This is a genomic window from Kocuria sp. CNJ-770 (genome assembly GCF_001942375.1).
Classification (GTDB): Bacteria; Actinomycetota; Actinomycetes; order Actinomycetales; family Micrococcaceae; genus Kocuria; species Kocuria oceani.
Genome location: NZ_MKJW01000105.1, coordinates 24,170 through 31,328 on the forward strand (window position 1 = coordinate 24,170; position 7,159 = coordinate 31,328).

General features: G+C 79.2%; 7 protein-coding genes and 2 pseudogenes. All 9 read right to left on the bottom strand.

What is annotated here, in order from left to right; genetic code table 11:
* Window positions 1-45: 45 nt before the first annotated feature.
* Window positions 46-1,056: a glycosyltransferase family 9 protein gene (locus BJF77_RS12170; RefSeq protein WP_255396246.1), complete on the bottom strand. Its 1,011-nt coding sequence runs from the start codon at window positions 1,054-1,056 to the stop codon at window positions 46-48.
* Window positions 1,046-1,492 (bottom strand): D-glycero-beta-D-manno-heptose 1-phosphate adenylyltransferase, encoded by a 447-nt coding sequence (rfaE2, locus tag BJF77_RS21850; protein WP_255396247.1) that lies wholly within the window; start codon window positions 1,490-1,492, stop codon window positions 1,046-1,048. Before rfaE2 ends, BJF77_RS12170 begins: the two co-directional genes overlap by 11 nt.
* 133 nt (window positions 1,493-1,625) lie before the next feature.
* Window positions 1,626-2,450, bottom strand: a pseudogene (locus BJF77_RS21855) (PfkB family carbohydrate kinase); the annotation flags it as partial.
* Window positions 2,447-3,667, bottom strand: coding sequence for a glycosyltransferase (locus BJF77_RS22375; protein WP_304440997.1), 1,221 nt, complete (start codon window positions 3,665-3,667; stop codon window positions 2,447-2,449). The pseudogene BJF77_RS21855 and the gene BJF77_RS22375, both read right to left, overlap by 4 nt.
* A gap of 119 nt (window positions 3,668-3,786) precedes the next feature.
* Window positions 3,787-4,305: pseudogene (locus tag BJF77_RS21865) on the bottom strand (glycosyltransferase); the annotation flags it as partial.
* Window positions 4,302-4,490, bottom strand: coding sequence for a hypothetical protein (locus BJF77_RS21870; RefSeq protein ID WP_255396248.1), 189 nt, complete (start codon window positions 4,488-4,490; stop codon window positions 4,302-4,304). The pseudogene BJF77_RS21865 and the gene BJF77_RS21870, both read right to left, overlap by 4 nt.
* Window positions 4,421-5,260 (bottom strand): glycosyltransferase family 1 protein, encoded by an 840-nt coding sequence (locus BJF77_RS12190; RefSeq protein WP_255396249.1) that lies wholly within the window; start codon window positions 5,258-5,260, stop codon window positions 4,421-4,423. The genes BJF77_RS21870 and BJF77_RS12190 overlap by 70 nt, the downstream gene beginning before the upstream one ends.
* The gene (locus tag BJF77_RS12195) at window positions 5,248-6,357 is read right to left on the bottom strand and encodes a glycosyltransferase family 9 protein (RefSeq protein ID WP_075872328.1); all 1,110 of its coding nucleotides are present in this window, start codon (window positions 6,355-6,357) and stop codon (window positions 5,248-5,250) included. Before BJF77_RS12195 ends, BJF77_RS12190 begins: the two co-directional genes overlap by 13 nt.
* 2 nt (window positions 6,358-6,359) lie before the next feature.
* The coding region (locus BJF77_RS12200) for an HAD-IIIA family hydrolase (RefSeq protein WP_139318557.1) at window positions 6,360-7,159 on the bottom strand (800 nt) is incomplete at its 5' end.

Consider the following 7,159-nt stretch of genomic DNA (forward strand, 5'->3'; position numbering starts at 1 on the left):
GACAAGGGGTGGTGGGGCCGGCGCAGGCCGCGGCGCCGGCCGGTCTCAGGTGCGGGCGGCGGCGAGCTGGGAGCGGGCCGCGGCCAGGACCTCGTCCGGGGTGACGGCGGCGAGGCGCTCGTCGAGCTCCGCCGCGTGCGGGTCGCCCCAGGCGGGCGCGGACGGGTCGCCGTGCCACAGGACCGTGTGCAGCCCGGGGTCCACGGCCGGGCCCCACCACGCGGGCGGGGTCGGGCCGAACAGCACGACGGAGGGCACGGCCAGGGCGGTGGCCACGTGGGCCACGCCGGTGTCCGTGCTCAGCACCGCGGCGCTCTCCCCGACGGCCGCGGCCAGCCCGGCCAGGTCCAGGGTGCCGCAGCGGTCCTCGGCGCCGTCCACGCCGTCCACCACGGCGGCGGCGAGCCCGGACTCGGCCGGGGAGCCGGTGACGACGACCCGGTGGCCGTCGGCGACGAGCGCCCGGGCGACCTCCCGCCAGCGCGGGGCGGGCCAGCGGCGGGAGCCGGAGGCGGCGCCCGGGTGGATGAGCACGGGGGCCCCGGCGGGTGCGGGGCGGTGGGGTCGCAGGAGCAGGTCCTCCGGGCCGCACGGGCCGCCGGCCTCGCTCACCAGCCGGCACCAGCGGTGCACCTCGTGCTCGTCCCGCCGCCAGGCCGGTCCGGTGTGCCCGGCCTCCGGGGCGGCGAACCCGACGAGCCGCTCGGGCCCGGAGGCCAGCAGCAGCTCGTGGCTGCGCGGGCCGCGCCCGTGCAGGTTCACGGCCACGTGCCCGCCGCGCACCCGCGGCAGCGGCACCAGCCCGGACTGGGGCAGCACTCCGTCGACCACGCCGAGCTCGGTCAGCCAGGAGCCCACGGGCTCCGGGGCGGCGAGCACGATGCGGTGGTCGGGCAGCATCCGGCGCACGCCGCGCAGCGGGGCCACGGCGGTCAGCGAGTCCCCGAGGCCCAGGGCCCGCAGCACGAGCACGTCCCCGGTCCCGATGGTGGCCGGATCCACGGTGCACCGCCCGGGTGCGGGAAGGCCCTGGACGGCGACCGGCTCAGCCCTCACGGCCGGCCCGCTGCAGGATGGCCGTGGTGGAGCGCCCCGAGAGGTAGGGCAGCACGGTGACCCGCCCGCCCCAGCCGCGCACGTCGGCGGCCTCGGGCAGCTGCTCGGGGGTGTAGTCCCCGCCCTTGACCCACACGTCGGGGCGGAGCAGGTTCAGGGCGGCGCGGGGGTCGTCCTCGTCGAAGAGCACGACCGCGTCGACGCTGCGCAGCGCGCTCAGCACCCGGGCGCGGTCGGCCTCGCCGACCACGGGCCGGCCCGGGCCCTTGAGCCGGCGCACGGAGTCGTCGGCGTTCAGCAGCACCACGAGGGCGTCGCCGAGGCGCCGCGCGGCGTCCAGGGAGGCGATGTGCCCGGCGTGCAGCACGTCGAAGCAGCCGCCGGTGGCGACCACGGTCCCGCCGCGCCCGCGCACCTCGCTCAGCAGCTCCTGCACCTCCCGGGCAGCCGCTCGGCACCCGGGTGCAGGGCCGGCCGGGCGTGCACCCCGCGGCGCGGCGGGTGCGGTAGGTGGCCGCGCCGCCGGCGGCGACCCACTGGCCCGCGGCCTCCACGGCGGTCTCCACGGCCGCGGTCACGTGGGCGCCGCCGCCCAGGGCCAGCGCCGCCGCGGAGGCGAACCGGTCCCCCGCGCCGCAGGGGTCGGTGTTCTGCACCGGCGCCGCCGGCACGAGCTCCACGCCAGTGGCCGTGGCCAGGTACGCCCCGTCCGCCCCGGCCGTGACGGCCACCGCGCGGGCGGCCCAGTGCCGGCGCAGCCCGGCGGCGAGGTCCCGGGGCGTGCCCGGGGCGTCGAGGGCGGCCGCGGCCTCGGCGGCGTTGGGGGTGACGAGCGCGCAGCCCGGCACCGGGGCGCCGCCGCGCGGGTGCGGGTCCCAGACGACCACGCCGGTCCGGGCGTGCTCCTCCAGCGCCGCGCGCACGGCGGGGTCGGTGCTGACGCCTCCCCCGTAGTCGGAGACCAGGACGGCGTCGGCCCCGGCCAGGACGGCGGCCACCTGCGCGGTCGTGACCCCCACCGGGGTGCCGGGTCCGCCCTCGTCCACGCGCACGAGGGTCTGGCCCGCGCTGCGGATCCGGGTCTTGGTGCGGGTCCCGCCCTCGTGGCCGAGCCGCTCCAGGCGGACCTCCCCGAGCGCGTCGGCCAGCTGCCGGCCGGCGTCGTCCTCGGCCACCGGCGCCAGCAGCGTCACCGTCACCCGGGCCGGGACGGCCCCGACCGCCGGGGGCTCCGCGCACAGCAGCGCGGCCAGGCCGGCCCCGCCCGGGCTGGCGAAGACGGCGTCCACGTCCACCACCGGGACCGGGGCGTCGGGGCTGAGCCGGGTCGAGGTCCCGGCCACGTCCCGGTCCAGCAGGGCGTCGCCGACCACCACGATGCGTGCCGCGCTCATGCGACCCCCGCCCGCACGGCGTCGCGCGCCGCGAGTTCCCCGGTCCGCCCGTGCCCGCTCGCGGGCTCCTCCGCGGCCGGGACCAGCCGGGCGTCGACGGCCGCGCACACGGCGTGCAGCAGCATCAGGTGCACCTCCTGGATCACCGAGGTGCTGGCGGCGGGCACCGTGAGGACCTCGTCGGCCCGCTCGGTCAGCGGGTTCGGGCCCGGGCCGGTGAGCGCCCAGACGTGCATCCCCTGCTCGCGCGCCCGCTCGGCGGCGGCCAGCACGTTGGGGCTGCGCCCGCTGGTGGAGAGCACGACCAGGACGTCCCCGGCCCGGCCGTGGGCGCCCACCTGCCGGGCGAAGACCTCCTGCGCGCCGTAGTCGTTGGCGATCGCGGTGAGGCTGGAGGTCTCGGCGGACAGGCACAGGGCCGAGAGCGGGCGGCGCTCGTCGACGAAGCGGCCCACGAGCTCGGCGGTGAAGTGCTGGGCCTCCGCGGCGCTGCCGCCGTTGCCGGCGGCGAGCACGCGCCCGCCGTCGGTCAGCAGCCCCGCCAGGCGGGCCCCCCAGCGGTCCACCACGTCGGCGTGCCGGGCGGCCTCGCGGGCCGCGACGGCGAGCTCGTGCGCGTGGGTCTCCAGCCACAGCTCGGTCCGGTCGCGCAGGGGCGGGTGCTCCCGCCGGTGGCGCTCGAGCACCCGGGCGTAGGAGCGCTCCGTCTCCTCCGCGACCCGCTCCCAGCCGAAGATCCGCTCGACGCGCTCGCGGCCGGCGCGGCCCATCCGGGCGGCCAGCTCGGGGTCCTCCAGCAGGGCGCGCAGGGCGGCGGCGGTGCCGGCGACGTCGCGCGGGGGCACGTGCAGGCCCGTCACGCCGTCCTCCACACTGTCGAGCAGCCCGCCCACGGCGGTGCCGACCACGGGGCGGGCGCAGGCCATCGCCTCGAGGGGGACCATCCCGAACGGCTCGTACCAGGGGGTGCAGGCCACGACGTCCGCGCCGGCCAGCAGGGCCGCGGCGTCGTCGTGGTCCACGCGCCCGAGCAGCTCCAGGCGGCCGTCCACGCCGAGCTCGCGGGCCAGCGCGCGCAGCCGCAGGGCCTCGGGGTCGCGGTCGAGGTCGGCGCGTTCCGGGCCGCCCGCCACGACGAGCTCGGCCTCGGGCAGCTCGGCCAGCGCCCGCACGACGACGTCGACGCCCTTGCGCTCCACCAGCCGGCCGAGGGCCACGATCCGGGGCCGGCGCCGGCCCGTGGGCGGCGGGGCGGGGACGAAGGCGTCCAGGTCCACCCCGCAGGCACCACGTCGATCCGGGAGTCGTCCCCGCCCAGGGCGAGCAGCTCGGCACGCTCGTCGCGGCAGGTGGCCAGGAGCAGGTCAGCGGCGGCGATGATCTCGTTCTCCGCCGCGAGCCGGCCGGCCGGGCTGGTGTCCGCCGCGCCCTGGTGCCGGCGCTTGACGGCGCCGAGGGCGTGGAAGGTCTGCACCACCGGGATCTGCAGGGCCTCGGCGGCGCGGCGGGCGGCGATCCCGGACATCCAGAAGTGCGCGTGCACGAGGTCGGGGGCGCCGGTGCGCGCCCAGTCCCGGGCGAGCCAGCGGCCGAACTCGTCCATGTACGGGGCGAGGTCGTCCTTGGGCAGCGGGCTCGGGGGCCCGGCCGGGACGTGCACCACACGCGCGCCGGGGGCGAGCTCCACGACGTCGGGGAGCCGCACGGCGTCGCGCCGCGTGTAGACGACGACCTCGTGGCCGCGGCGCGCCAGGCCCGTGGCGAGGGCGGCCACGTAGACGTTCTGTCCCCCGGCGTCGACCCCGCCGAGGGCGGCCAGGGGGCTGGCGTGCTCGGACACCATTGCGATTCTCATGCAGTCACCTTCTCCAGGATGCGGTCCCAGTCCGCCAGGAAGCGGTCCAGGCCGTAGTGTCTCAGGGCGTGCCCGCGGGCGGCGGTGCCCGCGGCGGCCGCCGCGTCGGGGTCGTTCAGCCAGTGCCGGGCCTGCGCGGCGAGGGCCTCCAGGTCGTTGGAGAGCAGCCCCGCGCCCGGTGGCACGCGCGCGGCGCCTCGGTTGTCGAGAGCCCGAGCACCGGCATGCCGATGGTCATGGCCTCGAGCAGCGCCAGCCCCAGGCTCGTCCACCGGTAGGGGTGGAAGTAGGCCCGGTGCTCGCCGAGGGCCCCGTGCAGCTTCTCCTGAGGATAGTTCTCGTGCAGCCGCCCGGCCATGTGCGGCGCGTGCTCGGCCAGCTGGTCCATGCCCATCCCGTACACGTCCACGGGCAGCTCCCGGGCCAGGGCGGTCAACAGGTCGGTGCCGGCGATCCGCCCGCGCCGGACGGGTTCGTTGACCACGGCCGCGAGGCTCGCGGTGCGTCCGGTGTAGAGCGGGCCGGGGTCGAGGACGCCGTGCTCCACGACCTCGGTGGGCGCCTGCCCGTTGTCCCACATCATCCGGTTGAAGTGCGTCACGTGCACCACCGGGATGTCGGAGCGCTCCGCGAGCGGGTGGCGGGTGGCCACGGCGGGCCCGCGGGGGGTGTCGTGCTCCACGTACACGGCCGGGAGGTCGGTCCCGGCCCGGCGCCCGGTCCAGCGCTCGAGCAGCTCGAGCTCGTGCGGGCGCTGGAGCACCACGACGTCGATGTCCGCGTCGGCCAGCTCGGCCGGGGCGAGCTCCACGGCGGAGGCGGGCCAGTCCCAGGTGCGGGCGCGGCCCCGGCCGTCGGGGCCGCGGTCCTCGACCACGGGCAGCAGGCAGGTGTGGCGGCCGTGGACGAACGAGGTCGTCCACGAACCGTGGACGTGCCAGATCAGGACGCGCAACGGGGTCCTCCTTCCGGTGCGGGAACAGGGGCGGGGGCGCCCGCGGGGCGGCGCACGAGGTCCTCGACGGCGGCCAGCACGGCCGCGGGCGGGACCTCGGACAGGCACGGGTGCCCGGGGACGGGGCAGTCGCGGGCCCGGGAGCCGCGGCAGGCCGCGGTCTGGTCCCCGAGCAGCACGACCGGCACCCCGTAGGGCGCCCACCGCTCGGGCGGAACCACCGGGGAGAAGAGGGACACCACCGGGGTGCCCACGGCGGCGGCGAGGTGGGCCGGGCCCGTGTTGCCGACGACGACGCAGGCCGCGGCGTCGAGCACGGCGGCCAGGCCCGCCAGGTCCGTGCGGCCGGCGAGGTCCAGCACGGCGCCCTCGGGCACCGTGCGCAGCGCGGCCGCCCGGGTCGCCGCGGTGAGCTCGCGCTCCCCCGGCCCGCCCGTGAGGACCACGGTGTGCCCCGCGGCCGCGAGCCCGGCCGCGAGGGACCCGGCGTGCTCGGGGGTCAGCCCGCGGGAGGGGACGGAGGCACCCGGGTGCAGCACCACGTGTCCCCCGTCCGGGACGGCGGTCGCGAGCTCCGGGGGCAATGGGGGCAGCGGGCGGCGCACGGCCAGGCGCAGCTGGTCCCCGGCGGCCGGCGGCGCGCCGGCCGCGACGGCGAGCCCCACGGCCGCCTCGACCTCGTGCCCGCCGCCGGGCGGGTCGGCGCGGCGGTGCCGGACGTCGAGCAGGGACCCCGGGTAGTCCTCACTGGTGCCCACCACGCGGGGGATCCCGGCGAGGCGGGCCAGCAGGGCCATGGGCAGGGGGCTCTGGTGGAAGGACGTGAAGATCACGGCGAGGTCGTAGTCCCGCGCGGCGAGCTCCCCGACGAGGCCGAGGGTGGCCTCCGGGTCCACCGGCGGGGGCCGGAACCCCGACCAGGGCGCGGCGTGCACGAGGACGTGCTCCACGTCCGGCAGCAGCCGCGCAGCGGCCGCCCCGGCGGGCGAGGCCAGCAGGTCCACCGGGCTCCCGGTCCGGGCCAGGGCCCGGACCGCGGGGCCGGTCAGCAGGACGTCCCCGTCCGAGTCGAGGCGGACGGCGAGGATGCGGCCCACGCTCAGCCCCGGGCCCCGGCCGGCACCGCCGGGCGGCCGGTCGGGGCGCCGAGCACGGAGGCGACCGCCTCGGTCAGGGTGGCGGCCACCGCGGGCGCGGCGGCGACCTCCTCCTCGCGGGTCACGGGCGTGGGCACCAGCACGGAGCGGGCCCCGGCGGCCTGGGCGGCCTCGACGTCGGCGCCGATGTCCCCGATGAGCACGCACTCGGCGGGCTGCACGCCCAGCTCCGCGGCGGCGGCGAGCACCATGCCGGGGCTCGGCTTGCGGCACGCGCAGCGGTCCTCGGGGGCGTGCGGGCACAGCTGCCAGGTGTCGAACGGGCCGAGCAGCTCGGCCACCCGGGCGTTGACGGCGTCGACCTGGGCGCGGGTGAGCAGGCCACGGCCGATGCCGGACTGGTTGGAGACCACGCCCACGGCCAGTCCGGCCGCGCGCACGGCGGCCACGGCCTCCTCCGCGCCGGGCACGAGCTCCACCTTCGCCGGGTCGCCGTTGTAGGGCACGTCGTGCACGAGGGTGCCGTCCCGGTCGAAGAGCACCGCCCGCACCGGGACCGGCCAGGGGCCGGTCCCCCGGTGCCGCCACCGGCCGCGCAGCTTGTGCCGCACGGCGGCCACGGGGATCGCGGCGCTGGTGCGGGCCATGCGGCTGAGCTCGGGCAGGAACTCGGGGTCCCCGGGCCGCGGGCCCGGGCCCATGCGCAGCATCAGGAACCGGCCGGTGAGCCAGCCCCAGGCCGCGGCGCCGGCGCCGGCCGCGGCCAGCGCGGTGCGGGCGCCCGAGCGCCGGCCCAGGGCCG